Below are 16318 nucleotides of genomic sequence, written 5' to 3' on the forward strand. Positions count from 1 at the left end.
ATGCCACGGTCGATTCTCTCTCGCCTCATTCACAGCACCGAAGCAGCCGCGGCTGCTGAAATGGCTTTGGTGACACCATTGCTGATCATCCTGATGTTCGGTTCGTTTGAACTCGGCAATTATTTCCTTAGCGAACATGTCGTTGCCAAAGCGGTTCGGGATGGCGCACGTTATGCGTCGCGGCAGGCTTTCGCCAATTTCACTTGTCCTAGCAGCGTCAATAGCAGCGTTGTCACGAACACGCAGAATTTGACACGTACAGGTCAGGTAACAAGTGGCGGAACTGCGCGCCTTGCAGGATGGACAACTCCCACGACCGTATCTGTAACCGTGAGTTGCACGGCAATTTCGGGTGGTAATTATTCTGGCATATACAAGGGTATGCCCAATCTACCCAAGGTAAAGGTTTCAGCTATCGTTCCATATCGATCGCTGTTCTACGTGCTTGGTTTTACAAGATTGACGCCTCAACTTGTTTCTGAATCGGAAGCTACGGTGCAGGGAATTTGATGCAAAAGATCTTTCTCTTCTTTCGCGATACACGAGCTTCTTCGGCAGCGGAATTTGCGTTGATCTTGCCGCTTCTGATCATCTTTTTGCTCGGCATCGTTGATGTGGGCCGACTGATGTGGACTTGGAACCGTGCAGAGAAAGCTACCCAGATGGGCGTGCGATACGCTGTGGCGACGGATATGGTGCCTAATGGGCTTGCAAGTTACAGTTTCGTAAATGGTTCGACGATTACCCAAGGCGATCCTATTCCGCAGTCGGCATTCGGTGGTGCGTCCTGCTTGATCAATGCCGGTGCGGTGAATTGTTCCTGCAAGACTGGCGCGATTTGCCCGACTAATTTAATTGGTACCAGCAATAGCGACCAAGCCAACGCGCTGACGGCATTTAATAACATCGTCAACCGAATGCGCCTGTTCATGCCGGAAATCGCTTCGACCAATGTTACCGTCGATTATGATTATTCGGGTCTGGGTTATGCAGGCGATCCCAATGGATCGGACGTTTCCCCGTTGGTGAAGGTTTCGCTGAAGCAGCTTACCTTCCGACCCATGCTTTTGATGCTTTTCAGAGGCACCATCACTCTACCCAGCTTCAGCGCCGCTCTGACCATGGAAGACGGCCAGGGCACGACATCAAATTGAGGGACAAGATAGTGGGCATCGTGACAAACACAGCGGAACCCGCCGAGAACTGGACCCTCAATATCGGGGATGAGGGGCTTCATCTCATCCTGTCGGAGCAGGAGGTCCAGGCGTCTGACATATTGGGTGATCAACTGGTGGGCCAGTCGCTCGCCCTGTCCATGCTCGACGCCAACGAGGCCGTGCCCGCGCAACTGGTGGCCGAAGCCAAGGCGATCATCATCGAGGTTCAGCCCGACGATGAAGCATCCATGATCAGGCTCGCGGGGCTGCGGGCAGCCAATCCCAGGCTGATGCTGGTGGCGGCCGTGCGTGGTGCGCAGATCGCCGTGGTGCGCGCCTTGTTGCGCAGCGGGATCAACGACGTCATCGAACTGCCCCTGCGCGCCCATGACCTGACGGCGATATTGGACGATCTGCGCAGCCGCATCGCGGCCAGTCGGCAGGATGAAGTAAAGACCGGCCAGCTCGTGTCGATCATCAAGAGCGTGGGCGGCGTCGGCGCAACGACCATCGCGACGCAGGCGGCTAGCCTGCACGCGCGTTCGGCCAAGGCGAAAGGTGGCGAAGTCTGCCTGTTCGATTTCGATGTCCAGTTCGGCAATGCGGGCACCTTCCTGGGGATTTCCTCCACGCTGACATTGGCGGACCTCCTCAACGCGGGCAGCCGCGTCGACAATGAACTGTTGCGGAGTGTCACGGTAGAAACCGCAACCGGCCTGAGAGTGGTGACTGCCCCGACCGAGATCATGCCGATCGAAGCGGTGAATGCCGATCAGGTCTTCCGCATCGTCGAACTTGCACAACGGCAGTTCGATACGGTCTATCTTGACCTGCCGGGCAACTGGACAAACTGGTCAATGTCGCTTGTGGCCCGTTCGCAGGTCGTTTTCCTGGTGTGCGAACTCACCATCGCCAGCCTGCGGCAGGCGCGGCGCCAGATTTCGCTGTTGCGCGATCAGGACATCGATCCCGCCCGCATCCATGTCATCGCCAATCGCGTGGAAAAAAAATTCTTCCGCGCCATCGGTCTGGAGGACGCGGCGGCGGCGCTGGACCATCCGGTGAAGCTCAGCATCGCCAACGACTTTCCATTGGTCAGCTCTGCGCTTGATCAGGGCGTGCTGATCCAGGAACTGAAGGCGCGCAGCCGTATCTGCAAGGATATGCAGGACATTGTCGATTGCTGCGTTCAGGCCGCTGAGGCCGAACGTCAGGCGGAGAAGGGCTGATGTGGCAGATTCGAAAGAGCGAACGTGGCGATCCCCGCGATGAGGTCGGGCCGACCGAGATGGAGGCCTCGCATCTGGAGGAGGACCGGCACACCGAACTCAAGGTGGCGCTGCATCACAAGCTGATTGACCTCATCAATCTTTCCGCTCTGGACAACATGTCGCGGGCACAGGTGGAAGCCGAAGTGGGCGAGATCGTCCATGAGCAACTCGCGCTTCAGAAACATGCGCTTAACCTGGAGGAGCGCCGCCGCCTGGTCTCCGACATTCTGGACGAACTGCTGGGCCTGGGGCCGCTCGAGCCGCTGCTGAAGGACCACAGCATCACCGACATATTGGTGAATGGCCATAAGGTCGTCTTCGTGGAGCGAAACGGCCGACTGGTCGAAACGCCCACCCGGTTCAAGGATGAGAAGCATCTTCTGCGTATCATCCAGAAGATCGTGGCGGCGGTTGGTCGACGGATCGACGAGTCATCGCCCTTTGTCGATGCCCGCCTGGCCGATGGCTCCCGCGTCAACGCGGTGGTTCCACCGCTGGCCATCGACGGATCGCTGCTTTCCATCCGCAAATTCGCCAAGGTGCCGATCAGCATGGCGCGCCTGACCGAATTGGGCAGCGTGCCGGCGCCCATGGCGCAGGTCCTGTCGGCGGTGGTGGAGGCGCGGCGCAATGTGCTGATTTCCGGTGGTACTGGTTCAGGCAAGACGACGCTGCTCAACGCGATGTCCGCCGCTATCGACGAGCATGAGCGCATCGTCACCATCGAGGATTCGGCCGAACTGCAGTTGCAGCAGCGCCATGTCGCGCGGCTGGAGACCCGTCCCGCCAATATCGAGGGCAAGGGAGAAGTCACCCAGCGCGATCTGGTGAAGAATGCCCTGCGCATGCGTCCCGACCGCATCATCGTGGGCGAAGTCCGAGCAGGTGAGGCGTTCGATATGCTTCAGGCGATGAATACGGGTCATGACGGGTCGATGACGACAGTGCACGCCAACACGCCGCGCGACGCGCTCTCCCGTGTCGAGCAGATGATCGGCATGAGCGGCATCGACATTTCGCCGCGCTCCGCCCGTGCGCAGATCGCGTCTGCATTGAACGTGATCGTGCAGGTGGGGCGGCTGGCCGACGGGCGTCGCCGTCTGCTCAGCCTTTCGGAAATCACCGGCATGGAGGGGGAAGTCATCACCATGCAGGAAATCTTCCGCTTCAAGATGACCGGCCGCGATGAGAACAACATGGTGCGCGGTCATTTCGAAGCAACGGGCATTCGACCCAAATTCATGAGCGAACTGGCCGATCGGGGCATCGCGCTTCCGGCGGAACTGTTCCGGCCCGATGCGGTGATCCACTGATGACACCGCTCTATATCCGCGCCTTCGTCCTCGTCCTGCTGTTCGCGGCGGTGATCCTGACGATAGAAGGCATTGCAGGTTGGATGCGCGCTCGCGCGACTACGGATCGCGTGGTCAACCGGCGGTTGAAGATGATTGCGGCCGGTTTCGAACGCAGCACGGTGCTCTCCAAATTGCGGCGCAGCGATGAGGCGGTGAGTTTCGACCGCGGCTCCCTTTTCGGCCGTGCTGGATTGGGGGTCATGCGGGTATTGCATGGCGCCGGACTGACTTTTCCGGCGCGTACCGTGCTGACCCTGATGCTGATTGCTGCGGGCGTGCTGTTCCTGCTGGTGATGATCGGCGGAATGGTCGCCGGTTATGCGCTGACGGCGGGCATGTTCGTGATGGCCCTGGCCTTCGCGGGTGCGCTGGGCATCGCATTGCCGATGATGGTGTTGACCCGCCTTGCCCAGCGGCGGCGCAAGAAGATGGAGGAGCAGTTCCCGGTGGCGCTGGATACCTTCGTCCGCGGTCTCCGTGCCGGGCATCCAATCGCCGCTGCGCTCGACCTGCTGACCAAGGAGATGCGCGATCCGATCGGCAGCGAATTCGGTATCGTGGTGGACGAAGTCACCTATGGCGCCGACCTGCGCGATGCGTTGCAGCGCATGGCGGAGCGCTGGGATATGAACGAGATGCACATGTTCGTCATTTCCCTGTCGGTGCAGAGCGAGACGGGTGGCAATCTTGCCGAGATCCTCGAAAATCTTTCGACCGTGATCCGGGAGCGGGCCAGCCTGTTCATGAAGGTTCGGGCGCTCAGTTCGGAAGGTCGAATGACTGCGGTGATGCTGACCGCATTGCCGATCCTGACCTTTTGTGGCTTGTTCCTGGTCAATCCGGCCTTTTATCTGGACGTTGCCCAGGACAACATGTTCATCATCGGTTTTACCGGCTTGATCCTGCTCTACATCATCGGCTTCGTCACGATACGCCGCATGGTCGATCTAAAGGTGTGATGCGATGCTGAATCCCGCATTCCTGACCCAGTTGCGGCCGTTCATTCTCGGCCTTTTGTTCATCGCCATCGTTGCATTAGTTTTCGGCCTGTCGGAACTGGTGATGCGCAACGCGCGGGTGCGCAGCCGGCTGGACGTGGTAGGTGAAGGCAACTCATCCCAATCCGGCAGTCAGACGCTGCGTGGTGATCGCAACAACAGCGAATGGAAGAAGCTGATCGACCGCATCGAGAAAATGGGCATCTCGCTGGTCGACACGAACAATGTGACTCTGCGCCGGCGGCTGATCGCGGCCGGCTATATGTCGCCGGATGCACCCAAGCTCTTCACCTTTTTCCGTCTCGTGCTGACATTCACCTTGCCTGCGATATTCGTGCTGACATCGCTCGGCAATCCGGAACCGCCCACTCCGCTGACGCTCTATATGGTGGCGTCGATATTGGCGGTACTCGGGCTCTACATGCCCAACCTCTACATTTCGGCAAAGGCTTCGCGGCGTCAGGAGGCGATCGTACACGGCTTTCCCGACGCCCTGGACCTGATGCTGGTCTGCGTCGAGGCGGGGCTTGGACTGGAGGCGGCCATGGATCGCGTGGGCCGGGAACTGGCGGTATCGCATCCGCTGGTATCGGCTGCGCTCGGCAAGGTCGTTCTGGAACTGCGCGCGGGGCGTAGCCGGCAGGACGCCTTGCGGCGCATGGCGGATGATGTCGATGTGGACGAGATCCGCTCCTTTGCGACGCTGTTGATCCAGTCCGATCAACTGGGGTCGAGCATTGGACAGACCTTGCGCGTCTATGCGGCGGAGATGCGCGAGAAGCGGCGGATGCGCGCCGAGGAAAAGGCGCATCGCCTGCCGGTTCTGCTGTCGGTGCCGCTGGTCGCCTGCATGCTGCCGGTGATGATTGGCGTGCTGATGTTGCCGGCGGTGGTTCGCGTGGCGCGCGACATCCTGCCAGTCATGACTCGTTAGAAAGGGGGAGGGGGGACCATGAACAAAGCTATAGTGGCAGTCGCTCTCATCATTGCGACAGCGGCGTGCAGCGGGCCGCAAAAGGGCGTCCTTTCGATCAGGCCCGTCAACCAGCAAGCCTCCGGACCAGCGCAGGATGCGCTGGTCCGGGGTGACGTGCTGTTTTCGCGCGGAGAGTATGCGTTGGCGCTGGATGCGTTCCGCCGCGCTGTGCGCAGCGATCCGACCGATGCGCATGGGCTGAACGGGGTCGCGATCAGCTATGCGGCCATGGGACGGCATGATCTGGCGCGGGAGTTTTTCGAACTGGCGTTGTCGCGTGCGCCGGAAGATCAGCGCATTGCCCGCAATTTCGCGCGGAGTCTGTCGGCGCAGGGCTTCAACAGCGAAGCTGACGCTTTGCTCGCCCAGGCAGGCGCAGCGCCAAAGGGCGCGACTGTCGTCGCTCGTCCGACCCTGGCGCAACTGGCGTCGGCGGTTCCGGTCGGCTCTCCGGTACGAACGGCAAGCGTCGAGCTGGAACGCATGTCTCTGGGAGAAGTGCGGTTGCGGACGATGGATGCGGCCGCGACGGAACGTACAAACCCGCAACTGACGACCCGGATCGTCACGGTGGCGGAAAGCCAGGCACGGTCTGAACTGACGGCTCCGATCATCACCGTCGGCAGGCCGGATGCGGCGTCTTTGCCGAAGTTTGCCGCAGGCGAGGACGTCAAGCCGGCTTATGACGGACTGTTTGAACGGCTGTGGAAGTCGATGGCGCAGCCCGATCGGAAAGGCCGGAGGGGATGATCCTGGCGCTGCTTCTGGCGGCCGCGACACCGGTCGCCGGGGCGGCGCCTGCGCCGCTCGATTATGCCCGGCTGGTGGATGACGCGATTGACGGTGGCCGCATCATCCAGGCGGATGCGATGTTGGGCCAGTGGCGGGTCGCCGCGCAACCGGACGCGCTGCAGGCGATAGAGATCGCCGATGCGCGCATGGCGCTCGAAAAACGGCGTGACGAGGAGGCGCTGGCCCGTTTCTCCTCGCTGGAGCGGGGCGGTCTCAATGACTGCCGCGTCGGTGAGGGAAAAGGGATCGCTTTGCTGCGGCTGGGCCGGGCACAGGAGGCGCTGGAGTCGTTGCGGCGGGCCGTGGCGGATTGCGAGGGACGCTGGCGTTCCTGGAATGCGCTGGCCGTTGCTTATGACGAGGCCCAATCCTGGGCGCTGAGCAATGCCGCTTATGAGCGGGCGTATCAATTGACGGACAAGCCGTCCCAGGTTCTCAACAATTACGGATTGTCGCTGCTCAAGCAGGGGAAGGCAGCGAAGGCCGCGGTGATATTCGACAAGGCGCGCGAAACCGCGCCGGACGATGTACGGATCATCGCCAATGGCGACACCGCCTATGTCATGGCGGGCCGCGATATCAGCCGCCGGCCCGGCGACACAGCCGATGAATGGGCGCGCCGGCTCAGCAACGCCGGACAGGTTGCGATGCGAATGGGCGACCTGCCCAAGGCGCAGGCCTATCTAAGCCGGGCGATGACCGAAGGCGACAGCTTCGTGCCGGATGCCGCTGCGGCTTTGGACGGCATGAAAACTGCGGGGAAATGATGAAGGATCTGGTTCTGCTTGCCCTTTCACTCCTGCTCATCGCGGCGGCGGTGGAGGACATGGCCCGATTGCGCATATCCAATGTCTTTCCCCTGCTGGTTGTCGGGCTCTATGCGGTCTGGGTCGCCACGGTCGGCTGGGAAAATGACATATGGCGTAACGGCACCGTTTTCCTGGGGATGTTCGCGGTCGGCTGCGGCCTGTTCGCCATGCGCGCGATGGGCGGTGGCGATGTCAAGCTGATGGCAGCATGCGCGCTGTGGTTTGACTGGACGGGCGTGATACCGTGGCTGATCTATGTCACCATAGGCGGCGGCTTGCTGGCGTTGGTGCTCATGGCCGGACGGCGGCTGGTGCCGCAGAGAGTACGGGAAGGCTCCCCCATTGCCTTGTTCGACAAGAAGGGACCGATACCCTATGGCGTAGCGATTGCCCTGGGCACGATCATGGCCCTTTACATGGCCGGCCCCAATCCCAGCGGCGCGGCACGCCTGCCCGATTTTGTTCGCGGGCTCAGCTAGAGTATTTTCAAGTCGACCGTTTACGGTCAACGGCTCGGAAAATGCGGCATTAAAAGACAATGGCGATTTTCACGCGATCGCAACCTGTTGCTGGTTAAGAAAATCGCTGAAAACAAGGAAGCATCGAGCAGAAAGGTAGGGATCGGATTACGCTTCAAATGATGTGAGAGCAACGATTTGAAGCGCGCGATCTGCGTCCTCTAATGCTCCATGCCGACGGCGGGTATTTCGCTGTCCATCGACATCATCATGATGATCAGTTCCGATCGCGACTTGATGTTCAATTTCTGGAAGATGCTGTGCAGGTGGACCTTCACTGTCCCCTCGGTCAAACCGCACCGGTTCGCTATTTCGCGGTTGCGCAGGCCTGCGCGGATCAGGCCGGCGATCTCCAGTTCCCGGTCGGTCAGGACGGCAAGCACATTGGCTTCGCTGGCGGGAGCGGAAATGCTGTGCACCAGCGCCTGTTCCATGACGAAGGGTGCGATGCTCTTGTTGCCGCTCAGGACCTGCTGGATGCAGCCTAGCAGATCATTGGGGTCACTGTCCTTCAGCACCACCCCGTCAACGCCCAGCTTGATCGCTTCCAGCGTCTGTTCCGGGCGGATATGCACGGTCATGAAGATGACCGGTACGGTGCTGCCGCTATTCCGGACGGCAGAAAGGATCGCAAGACCGCCGCCGCTCTTCATGCTGACGTCCAGGATGAGCAGGTCGGGCTCGCCCGCCTGCATCCGTTCCAGCGCTTCTTCGACCGACCGGGCGCAGAACAATATGTCATGGCCGTGGGAGCTCAGGAACTGGGCCATGCCATCCAGGAAGATCGGATGATCGTCGACTATCGCTATCTGGGCCATCATATCGGAGACCTTGGTAAGGAGGAGGGTAATCTGATCGAGATCAGCGAATTCATACTCAGATTATGAAAATATGCTGTTCCGCCGATCTTGCCCAGTCGCTTCATGATGGACTGCGACTGGAGTTCGAAATCGCCGGTATAGTTTTCGCGGGCGACCGCCTGCGGCCCGGGATTGTCTTTCAATGCAATCAATATCTCATCCTCGACCTGTGCGATCGATACGGTGATGTGGCGCGCATTTGCGTGCTTGACGGCATTGGCCGCGGCCTCGCGGATCAGATATTCGACTTCCGCCGCCGTTTCGGCGGATACGGTCATCGAACGTTCGGCCAGGTTCAGGCGGCAATCTATCGCCCATTGCAGGGCGATGAAGCGGCAGCAGCGTTCGACCTCCCGGCCAAGGTCGACATCCGTCTCAGCCGCAACCGGACTTTGCTGGCTTAGCAACCGACGCAGATGCGCCTGTTCGGCCGTCACCAGTTCCTCCATCGACCTGAGTTCCGTCAACTGGTCAGGAACGGCGGCGTTGGAGAGGCCATGGATAGTGGTCGCCAGCCGGACGCGAAGCGCGGCCAATGTCTGCAGCACGCTGTCGTGAAGATCGCGGCTCAGCGCCTGGCGCGCTTCGGCAAAGGTGCGCTGGCGCCAGGCGAGGAAGAAGAAATGGCGCTCCAGGAAAAGGTCGATCCCCTCCTGTATGCGAAGGCAACGCAACAGCACGGCGGGCGACCAGCCATGGCTGGTCCCGATGAACAGCCTGCCGCGCAGTTCGCCCGCCTGGATATGGATGCTCGCGCCCTGACCTGCGCCGAAGACGTCGGATATGCTGTCGACCAGATCCGGTGCCCGCTCGTTCCGCAATATGCCGAGGCGGCTGCGCAGCAACAGCCGTGGCGACTGGGTGGAATAGAGGAAGGGCGCTTCGCGCGGGGTGACATTCGACAGCCCGTCAATCTGCTTCTGTGGCAGAATGAGATGCCGCACGCCGTCGCCGTCGTACAGTTCGCAGTGGACGGTGGTATCGTCCATCATTTCCCACACGAACGCGCAATAGCGGGAGTTCATCAACTGGGAGACCTGCTCCACCAGAAATTGCGCCAGCGACTTCTGGAAGGACAGGCCGACCCCTTGCAGCCTTTCCGACCAGCTTATCAGTCGCCGCTCCAATATGTTCAAGCTCAACATGGATGCCGCGATGACGCAGCCGATGACGATGGTCAGGCTGTCGATCGCGCGGTCCACTGCGGCCACGTGGCGGGCCGAAGCCCAGCTTTCATAATATCCCCGCGCGATGAAAGCGAAGATCAGGCATATCCCCAGGATGAGGACCGCCCCGCGACCGAAACGGTCGGATGCTGACCAGGCGACGAAGAACAGGCAACCCAGCGCCGCGATCTGCAAGGGTTCGCACAGCACGATGACCGTCAGGAAGGCGATAAGGTCGAATATCAGGAAAATGGGACGCAGCAGCAGGCCCAGAGGCGGCGTCAGCGAATTTTGCGCGATGCTGATCGCCGTCCATGTCCACACGGCAGCCTTCAGCAGCAAGGCCGTGTGGGCGAAATCCGGCTCGTTGCTGAACATCGCTTCGATCTGCCACGTCGCCGCAGCCGAAAAGGCGACGCGGGATATGGCAAAACCCAGCGTCGGCGAACGTCCCAGCCAAAGCACCAGGCGGTCCATCGCGGAAGATGATGCCAAGGGCATGTGATACATGGTGAAATTTGTCCCCCGACAAGTCCCCGCATGATTGTGCGCATGGCCTGATGGAAAAGCAACCTATATCAAAAGGCGGCCTTGCCCTGGGCGGCGATTTCTGCGCGATTCTGGGACAGTCGAGCCGAAGAGGAGATGGATGGCGCGGGGGGCTGCGGGCCGATATGAAGGGATATGGCAACGCTGATCACTCCGGCCCTGATGTGCGCGTTGCGGCCCCATGGCGAACATGGGGCGGTCGCGCGTCTTCTGACGCCCGATCATGGCCTGCTTGCAGGCTACGTCCGAGGCGGGCGGTCGCGCCAGCTCCGCCCCGTCCTGCTTCCCGGCAATGCCGTCAAGGCCGAGTTCCGCGCCCGGACCGAGGAGCAATTGGCCGGACTGACAGTCGAACTGGACCATAGCCGCGCTCCTCTTCTGGCGGAGCCCTTGCCTGCGGCAGCGATCGACTGGGTCTGCGCGCTCACGGCCGTGGCCTTGCCCGAGGGGACGCCCTATCCAGCGCTTTATGCGGCGCTGGACGGCGTGCTGGGCGCTGTGGAGGCCGCGCCCGCCGCGCGGGGCTGGGCAGTGGCGCTGGTCCGCTATGAATTGCTGTTGCTGGCGGAACTGGGCTTCGGGCTGGATCTAACCCGGTGCGCTGCGACTGGCGGGAACGACGACCTCGCCTATGTCAGTCCTCGCAGTGCGGCGGGAGTCAGCCGCGCGGGCGCTGCGGGCTATGAGGACCGGCTGTTGCCTCTGCCCGCTTTTCTGCTGGAGGGTGGAGCAGGGGATTGGCCCGCCATATTGGACGGGCTGCGGTTGACGGGCTTCTTCCTCGAACGATCGGTGCTGACCGATTGGCGGAGCGATGTGCTGGCCGCGCGGGAGCGTCTGGTGGAGCGGCTCAAAAGAGCTGTTGCCTGAATTTGCCTGTTTCGCGTTTCTGCCTTTGCGGGAGCGGGCGCTTTCTCCTTCGCCTAAACGCTTGCGCTGGCCGCACGCGCTTCATAAGGGGCAGCCACGCGTTTGAAGGAGTTGCCCCATGTTGATCGCCCTGTTCCCCGGAGACGGTATCGGTCCCGAGATCGTCGCGCAGGCACGGCGCGTGCTCGATGCGCTGGCGATCGATGGCATCATTTATGAGGAAGGGCTGGTCGGCGGCGCGGCCTACAAGGCCGTTGGCCATCCGCTGCCGCCCGAAACGCTGGACCTTGCCAGGCGTGCCAGCGCGATCCTCTTCGGCGCCGTGGGCGATCCGGATTGCGACTCACTGGAACGCCATCTCCGCCCTGAACAGGCGATTCTGGGCCTGCGCAAGGAACTCGGTCTCTTCTCCAACCTGCGCCCGGCAAAGGTCTTTCCCGAGCTGGCTGACGCCTCCGCCCTCAAGCAGGAGGTGGCGAGCGCCATCGACCTGCTGATCGTGCGCGAGACCAATGGCGACGTCTATTTCGGCGAAAAGGGCATGCGCAAGACGCCGGAGGGGCTGCGCGAAGGCTATGACATCATGTCCTATAATGAGGAGCAGGTGCGCAAGATCGCGCATCAGGGGTTCCAGGCAGCGCGCGCGCGCCGGGGTAAGCTCTGCTCGGTGGACAAGGCCAATGTGCTGGAGACGAGCCAGCTTTGGCGCGACGTGGTGATAGAGGTGTCGGCGGACTATCCCGACGTCGCGCTCAGCCACATGTATGTCGACAATGCCGCGATGCAGCTTGTGCGCAATCCTGGGCAGTTCGATGTCATCGTCACCGGCAATATGTTCGGCGACATCCTTTCGGATCAGGCGAGCATGTGCGTGGGATCCATCGGCATGCTGGCTTCGGCCACGCTCAACGACAGTAATCAGGGACTGTATGAGCCGATCCACGGCTCCGCGCCCGACATTGCCGGACAGGGCAAGGCCAATCCGCTGGCAACGGTCCTGTCCGCAGGCATGATGCTGCGCTACTCGCTCGGCATGCCGGAGCAGGCCGACCGGATCGACGCCGCCGTGGCGAAGGCGCTTGCTGATGGCGCGCGCAGTTTCGATCTGGGCGGCACGATGAATACGGTTGAAATGGGCGATGCCGTGCTGGCGGCTCTGGTCTGAAATTTCGGGATCCGAGGATAAGGAAATGAAGCGCAAGAGCGGGCAGAATCCCGAAATCACCCGGACCTGGCGTCCCGCGACCCTTGCTGTGCGGGGCGGCAGCGCCCGGACCGAATATGGCGAGACGTCCGAGGCGCTGTTCCTGACCAGCGGATACAGCTACGACCGGGCTGAGGACGCCGCGGCGCGCTTTGCCGGCGAGCAGCAGGGCATGACCTATTCGCGCCTTCAGAACCCCACGGTCGAGATGCTGGAAAAGCGCATCGCCCTGCTGGAAGGGGCCGAAGCCTGCCGCGCGACCGCAACGGGGATGGCGGCGATGACGGCTGCCTTGCTGTGCCAGCTTTCCGCGGGTGATCATGTGGTAGCGGGCAAGGCGCTGTTCGGGTCCTGCCGCTGGTTGACCGACACGCTGCTGCCCAAATTCGGTATCGAGACGACCACGGTTGATGCGACCGACAATGCTGCCTGGGAAGCTGCCGTTCGGCCAAATACGAAGGTGTTTTTCTTTGAGACGCCCGCCAATCCGACGATGGACGTGGCGGACCTTGCCGCCATCTGCGGCATCGCCAGGGCCCATGGCATCACCAGCGTTGTCGACAATGCCTTCGCTACGCCCGCGCTCCAGCGTCCGATGGAATATGGCGCGGACGTGGTGGCCTATAGCGCGACCAAGATGATGGATGGGCAAGGCCGCGTCCTCGCGGGCGCGATCTGCGGCACGGAAGATTTCATCATCAACACGCTGCTGCCCTTTCACCGCAACACCGGGCCGACGCTCAGTGCGTTCAACGCCTGGGTGGTGCTGAAGGGGCTGGAGACGCTCGACCTGCGCATCCGCCGACAGAGCGAAAATGCATTGAAGGTCGCGAAATTCCTGGAAGGCCGGGTGGCTCGGGTGCTCTATCCGGGTCTGGAAAGCCATCCCCAGCACGCGCTCGCCATGAAGCAGATGGCGATGGCCGGGCCCATCTTCTCGCTCTATGTCGGCGGCGGACGGGCCGAAGCGCATGGTCTGCTCAACGGTCTCGAACTGGTCGACATCAGCAACAATATCGGCGACGCCCGCTCACTGATGACGCACCCCGCATCCACCACGCACTACGGCATGGCGGAAGCGGCGCGGCTGGAGGTCGGCATCACCGAGGACATGTTGCGCCTCAACGTCGGGCTGGAGGATCCGGAGGATGTCATCGAGGATCTGGATCGCGCGCTGAAGTCGATAGGGCGTTGACGGGACAGGGGTGAAAGGCGCATTTCTTAACCCGTGAACGCACTTTTTCCCTTCCACGCGACAACGCGCGACATCAACGTGCACGTCGCGGTCACATTCCTGCCCGAACAGTCGGAGCCGGACCGGGGCCGATGGTTCTGGGCCTATCATATCCGCATCGAGAATGACGGGGACCAGCCGGTGCAACTGCTGACGCGTCATTGGATCATTACCGATGGGCGCGGCACGCAGCATCGTGTCGATGGAGACGGTGTCGTGGGGGAACAGCCGGTGGTGCAGCCAGGCAAGAGCTATGACTATGTATCAGGCTGCCCGCTCAATACGCCGACGGGATCGATGAAGGGGCATTATCACATGATCGGCGCCAGCGGCGAGACGTTCGACATCGCCATCCCGCATTTCGCGCTGATCGCGCCGGCGGTGGCCGAATGAAGCGTACCCATTTGCCGCTCAACGGCCTGCGCGTGCTGGATGCCGCGGCGCGGCACCTGTCCTTTACGCGCGCTGCGGATGAACTGGCCGTGACGCCAGCCGCCGTGGGGCAGCAGATTCGCGCGCTGGAGGATCTGTTGGGCGTCGTCCTGTTTCGCCGGACTCCCAAGGGGCTGGAACTGACGCCTGAGACCGAAGCGGGCCTCGCTGCCCTGCGTGCCGGTTTCCTGGAGTTCGAGGAAGCGGTGCGCGCCATGCAGGCGGGTCAGTCCAGCAGTTCGCTCACCATAGCGGCGCCGCGAGACATCACGGCCAAATGGCTCCAGCCCCGTCTGGCGGGCTATGCGGCCAGCCAGCCGGACCTCAAGTTCGCGCTAGTCGCGGCTGACGAGGCGCTGGACTTCACCGAAGCCAATCTCGACCTCGCCTTGCGTCTGGCCGAGGGGCCGGGCGAGAATGAGGGCGTGAAGCTGGGCGAGGCGGCCTTCGTAACCGTGGAAGCGGTCAAGGGCGGTTCCGATCATCGCATCGAATGGCCCGGTTGTCCCAAGGAGGATGTGCCATCGACGATCCGCGTCGCCGATGCGGGGCTGGCGATCGAAGCGGCCGCCAACGGATTCGGCCATGCCTGCGTGCCCTTCCTGCTGGCCCAGGCGGATATCGCGGCTGGGCGCGTGCGGCAGGTGGGCGACGCTGCGCCTTCGATGCTGGCCTATTGGCTGATCGCGCCCCTGCCGCAATGGCGGCAAAAGAAGGTCAGGGCTTTGGTCGAGGCGCTGACAGCGTAAAAGTCCGCGCTTGCACTTTCTTAAGCCTGTTGGACATAGCATCCATCAGCCGAAAGATTGCGAAGGGAGAGTGGCTTGGGCGTCGGCAAAAGGGTCTGGATGGTGCGAGGCGCCCTGCTGCTGTGCATTGCTTCGCCCGCGCACGCGCAAGCGCCTTATGTCCCGGACGTGACCGAAGCGCGGGAAAAGGAATGGCGCAAGCTGGTGGCGGCGTCCCAGGCTGCCTATGCGTCGGGCAAGGCGACCGATGGTATCGATCCCGCACGGAAAGGCCTGGCGCTGGCCGATGAACTATTCGGCCCGGATGATCCCCGCTCGCTGATTTCCGCCAACGACCTGGCGTTGCAACTGGAATCCATCGGGCAGTTCAGGGAGGCGGAAAGCCTGTATCGGCGCGTGTTCGACAGCTATTTGCGGACCAGGGGGGGTGACGATCCCAACACGCAGCTTGCCCTGGAAAATCTTGTTGATTTCTACATGGCGCGCAAACGCTATGACGCGGCTGAGCCTTTGGCGGGTTATGCCCTGGCCAGTTTCCGGCGCACCACCGGTTCGGGGAGCGCACGCAGTCAGCGGATGGAACGGATATTGGCCGACATGCCCAGGCCCGCTGTGACGACGGATTCCTTCCCTTCCGCCGGATCGGTCGAAATTGTCGCGGGCGGCGGGGCGAATGAACAGGATCATGCAATCAAATCGTCCGATCAATCCACAGGGCAGGGGAATGATGTGGAAAAACCTTCGCCCGCTGCAGCAACGGCCATAGACCAAATTCGTCCCTGACGAAGAATATCCTTGCGTTCTGCCGCAGTGGTTTGAACGATTAACCTTGGATATAAGTCATCGGGTCAATTGTTTAAAATTACGCAACCGTTATTCCTGATTCTTGTCGGAGGGGGATTGAATTTCCATAGCTTATCGCCGGTCACAGGCCGACTGGACGAAGCCGCGGGAAGGAAAGCACGGCTCCGAAAGATAAGCCTATGGGTCGCATTAGGGCGGGCGGTCGGTTGCGTAAACCGGCCGCCCGTTTCCATTTCCGGATGGAAAGCACCCGCCGTTTCAGCTGGTCCCGATCCAGATTCGTTATTTGCCAAAGTTCGCTCGTGCCAGGTTCGCGACGAGTCGAACCGCAAACGAATTGTCCGAGTCGCATATGCCCTCAGCCCAATTTGTTAACCAAGGCCAAGATCGGCATAGTCGAAAAGATATAATTTTCTGAAACTATATATATCTTTAGTAATAATACCAAAGTTATTTTTTCGGCTGTATCGTATTAAAATGGTTAACAAAACTGGAATCTGCGTGACTCATTTCGAGGACGACGAATAAGATCAGCCATCGGGTCAGTAAAAATACAGATGCAAAATGTTAATCC

At 61.2% G+C, this 16318-nt stretch carries 17 protein-coding genes; 15 read left to right on the forward strand and 2 right to left on the reverse strand.

Features of this window, described 5'->3' with window-relative positions; all coding sequences use genetic code 11:
- The 9 genes from MRBLSP13_RS08755 to MRBLSP13_RS08795 are packed head-to-tail and all read left to right on the forward strand — an operon-like array spanning position 1 to position 7837.
- Positions 1–510: a TadE family protein gene (locus MRBLSP13_RS08755; protein ID WP_363735125.1), complete on the forward strand. Its 510-nt coding sequence runs from the start codon at positions 1–3 to the stop codon at positions 508–510.
- Positions 510–1154 (forward strand): TadE/TadG family type IV pilus assembly protein, encoded by a 645-nt coding sequence (locus MRBLSP13_RS08760; RefSeq protein ID WP_363735123.1) that lies wholly within the window; start codon positions 510–512, stop codon positions 1152–1154. Before MRBLSP13_RS08755 ends, MRBLSP13_RS08760 begins: the two co-directional genes overlap by 1 nt.
- Positions 1155–1174: 20 nt before the next feature.
- Positions 1175–2386 carry an AAA family ATPase gene (locus MRBLSP13_RS08765; RefSeq protein ID WP_363735122.1) on the forward strand — a complete coding sequence of 404 codons (1212 nt, stop codon included), beginning with the start codon at positions 1175–1177 and terminating at the stop codon, positions 2384–2386.
- Positions 2386–3741 (forward strand): CpaF family protein, encoded by a 1356-nt coding sequence (locus MRBLSP13_RS08770; protein ID WP_363735121.1) that lies wholly within the window; start codon positions 2386–2388, stop codon positions 3739–3741. The genes MRBLSP13_RS08765 and MRBLSP13_RS08770 overlap by 1 nt, the downstream gene beginning before the upstream one ends.
- On the forward strand, positions 3741–4742 hold the full coding sequence (locus MRBLSP13_RS08775) for a type II secretion system F family protein (protein WP_363735120.1): 1002 nt from the start codon (positions 3741–3743) through the stop codon (positions 4740–4742). The genes MRBLSP13_RS08770 and MRBLSP13_RS08775 overlap by 1 nt, the downstream gene beginning before the upstream one ends.
- Before the next feature lie 4 nt (positions 4743–4746).
- Positions 4747–5715: a type II secretion system F family protein gene (locus MRBLSP13_RS08780; protein WP_363735119.1), complete on the forward strand. Its 969-nt coding sequence runs from the start codon at positions 4747–4749 to the stop codon at positions 5713–5715.
- Positions 5716–5733: 18 nt separating this feature from the next.
- Positions 5734–6507, forward strand: a complete 774-nt coding sequence (locus tag MRBLSP13_RS08785; RefSeq protein WP_363735118.1) for a tetratricopeptide repeat protein — start codon at positions 5734–5736, stop codon at positions 6505–6507.
- Positions 6504–7316: a hypothetical protein gene (locus tag MRBLSP13_RS08790; RefSeq protein WP_363735117.1), complete on the forward strand. Its 813-nt coding sequence runs from the start codon at positions 6504–6506 to the stop codon at positions 7314–7316. Before MRBLSP13_RS08785 ends, MRBLSP13_RS08790 begins: the two co-directional genes overlap by 4 nt.
- Positions 7313–7837 carry an A24 family peptidase gene (locus MRBLSP13_RS08795; RefSeq protein WP_363735116.1) on the forward strand — a complete coding sequence of 175 codons (525 nt, stop codon included), beginning with the start codon at positions 7313–7315 and terminating at the stop codon, positions 7835–7837. The genes MRBLSP13_RS08790 and MRBLSP13_RS08795 overlap by 4 nt, the downstream gene beginning before the upstream one ends.
- A gap of 200 nt (positions 7838–8037) precedes the next feature.
- Here MRBLSP13_RS08795 and MRBLSP13_RS08800 read toward each other — a convergent pair whose 3' ends face one another.
- Together MRBLSP13_RS08800 and MRBLSP13_RS08805 are read right to left on the reverse strand one after the other, a co-directional pair.
- A complete protein-coding gene (locus MRBLSP13_RS08800; RefSeq protein WP_363735115.1) occupies positions 8038–8697 on the reverse strand; it encodes a response regulator transcription factor in 660 nt (219 codons plus the stop codon).
- A complete protein-coding gene (locus tag MRBLSP13_RS08805; protein ID WP_363753996.1) occupies positions 8694–10379 on the reverse strand; it encodes a sensor histidine kinase in 1686 nt (561 codons plus the stop codon). The genes MRBLSP13_RS08800 and MRBLSP13_RS08805 overlap by 4 nt, the downstream gene beginning before the upstream one ends.
- A gap of 207 nt (positions 10380–10586) precedes the next feature.
- Between MRBLSP13_RS08805 and recO the strand changes: the two genes are divergently transcribed.
- The 6 genes from recO to MRBLSP13_RS08835 all read left to right on the forward strand — a co-directional run bounded on the left by recO (position 10587) and on the right by MRBLSP13_RS08835 (position 15723).
- Positions 10587–11321, forward strand: coding sequence for a DNA repair protein RecO (gene recO, locus MRBLSP13_RS08810; protein WP_363735112.1), 735 nt, complete (start codon positions 10587–10589; stop codon positions 11319–11321).
- Between the two features lie 118 nt (positions 11322–11439).
- On the forward strand, positions 11440–12486 hold the full coding sequence (gene leuB, locus MRBLSP13_RS08815) for a 3-isopropylmalate dehydrogenase (protein WP_363735110.1): 1047 nt from the start codon (positions 11440–11442) through the stop codon (positions 12484–12486).
- A 25-nt stretch (positions 12487–12511) separates the two neighbouring features.
- Positions 12512–13720 (forward strand): O-succinylhomoserine sulfhydrylase, encoded by a 1209-nt coding sequence (gene metZ / locus MRBLSP13_RS08820; protein ID WP_363753999.1) that lies wholly within the window; start codon positions 12512–12514, stop codon positions 13718–13720.
- 33 nt (positions 13721–13753) lie between these two features.
- Entirely contained in the window at positions 13754–14152 is a 399-nt protein-coding gene (gene apaG / locus MRBLSP13_RS08825) for a Co2+/Mg2+ efflux protein ApaG (RefSeq protein ID WP_025546552.1), read from the forward strand.
- Positions 14149–14940, forward strand: a complete 792-nt coding sequence (locus MRBLSP13_RS08830) for a LysR family transcriptional regulator (RefSeq protein ID WP_363754001.1) — start codon at positions 14149–14151, stop codon at positions 14938–14940. Before apaG ends, MRBLSP13_RS08830 begins: the two co-directional genes overlap by 4 nt.
- A gap of 75 nt (positions 14941–15015) precedes the next feature.
- Complete coding sequence (locus tag MRBLSP13_RS08835) at positions 15016–15723, forward strand: tetratricopeptide repeat protein (RefSeq protein ID WP_363754003.1); 708 nt, start codon at positions 15016–15018, stop codon at positions 15721–15723.
- Positions 15724–16318 lie beyond the last annotated feature (595 nt).

Source organism: Sphingobium sp. LSP13-1-1.1, from assembly GCF_040676415.1.
Classification (GTDB): Bacteria; Pseudomonadota; Alphaproteobacteria; order Sphingomonadales; family Sphingomonadaceae; genus Sphingobium.

Bases quoted from the DNA above. Each gene is read 5' to 3' on its own strand.
- MRBLSP13_RS08755 (WP_363735125.1), top strand. From the start codon at position 1: ATGCCACGGTCGATTCTCTCTCGCCTCATTCACAGCACCGAAGCAGCC.
- MRBLSP13_RS08760 (WP_363735123.1), top strand. From the start codon at position 510: ATGCAAAAGATCTTTCTCTTCTTTCGCGATACACGAGCTTCTTCGGCA.
- MRBLSP13_RS08770 (WP_363735121.1), top strand. From the start codon at position 2,386: ATGTGGCAGATTCGAAAGAGCGAACGTGGCGATCCCCGCGATGAGGTC.
- MRBLSP13_RS08775 (WP_363735120.1), top strand. From the start codon at position 3,741: ATGACACCGCTCTATATCCGCGCCTTCGTCCTCGTCCTGCTGTTCGCG.
- MRBLSP13_RS08780 (WP_363735119.1), top strand. From the start codon at position 4,747: ATGCTGAATCCCGCATTCCTGACCCAGTTGCGGCCGTTCATTCTCGGC.
- MRBLSP13_RS08785 (WP_363735118.1), top strand. From the start codon at position 5,734: ATGAACAAAGCTATAGTGGCAGTCGCTCTCATCATTGCGACAGCGGCG.
- MRBLSP13_RS08790 (WP_363735117.1), top strand. From the start codon at position 6,504: ATGATCCTGGCGCTGCTTCTGGCGGCCGCGACACCGGTCGCCGGGGCG.
- MRBLSP13_RS08795 (WP_363735116.1), top strand. From the start codon at position 7,313: ATGATGAAGGATCTGGTTCTGCTTGCCCTTTCACTCCTGCTCATCGCG.
- MRBLSP13_RS08800 (WP_363735115.1), bottom strand. From the start codon at position 8,697: ATGATGGCCCAGATAGCGATAGTCGACGATCATCCGATCTTCCTGGAT.
- MRBLSP13_RS08805 (WP_363753996.1), bottom strand. From the start codon at position 10,379: ATGGACCGCCTGGTGCTTTGGCTGGGACGTTCGCCGACGCTGGGTTTT.
- recO (WP_363735112.1), top strand. From the start codon at position 10,587: ATGGCAACGCTGATCACTCCGGCCCTGATGTGCGCGTTGCGGCCCCAT.
- leuB (WP_363735110.1), top strand. From the start codon at position 11,440: ATGTTGATCGCCCTGTTCCCCGGAGACGGTATCGGTCCCGAGATCGTC.
- metZ (WP_363753999.1), top strand. From the start codon at position 12,512: ATGAAGCGCAAGAGCGGGCAGAATCCCGAAATCACCCGGACCTGGCGT.
- MRBLSP13_RS08830 (WP_363754001.1), top strand. From the start codon at position 14,149: ATGAAGCGTACCCATTTGCCGCTCAACGGCCTGCGCGTGCTGGATGCC.